Source organism: Streptomyces sp. NTH33 (assembly GCF_003236365.1).
GTDB lineage: Bacteria > Actinomycetota > Actinomycetes > Streptomycetales > Streptomycetaceae > Streptomyces.
Genome location: NZ_POTZ01001132.1, coordinates 1 through 431, shown reverse-complemented (window position 1 = coordinate 431; position 431 = coordinate 1). Strand labels below are relative to the sequence as shown.

1 pseudogene is annotated in these 431 nt (G+C 74.0%); it reads left to right on the top strand.

The window, feature by feature from the left end:
- Window positions 1-52 precede the first annotated feature (52 nt).
- Window positions 53-431: pseudogene (locus tag C1I97_RS38830) on the top strand (VanZ family protein); the annotation flags it as partial.

Sequence of the window (431 nt, the reverse complement as noted above, 5' to 3'; positions counted from 1 at the left end):
GTTCACGGATAACCGGCCTACCACACAGGCAAGTTGACGACTGGAGGACTGTATGGCCCGGGTCGGGCTCCGCCCGCGTACCGTGTTCCGTCCGCGCGGGGCCGAGGCCCGGCGGAGCGCACGCCCCTCCGGGGCCCGGCGGGTGCCGCGTCCGGCCCCCGGTGGACGCCGGCCGCTGCCGTGGCCGCTGCGGCTGCTGGCGATGCTGTGCGCCTTCGTCTTCATGGTGGCGTTCGCGGTCGTGCTGGCGAAGCTGACGCTCGAGCCGTCACCGGCGTCGGCGTCCATCGCGCACACCAATCTGCGTCCGGGGCGCTCGCTGCGGGCCTATCTGGAGGCGCCGGGGCTGCGGGAGATGGTCAAGCAGATCGGCGGGAACCTGCTGCTGGGGGTGCCGTTCGGCGTGCTGGTGCCGGTGGTGGCGCCGGGGG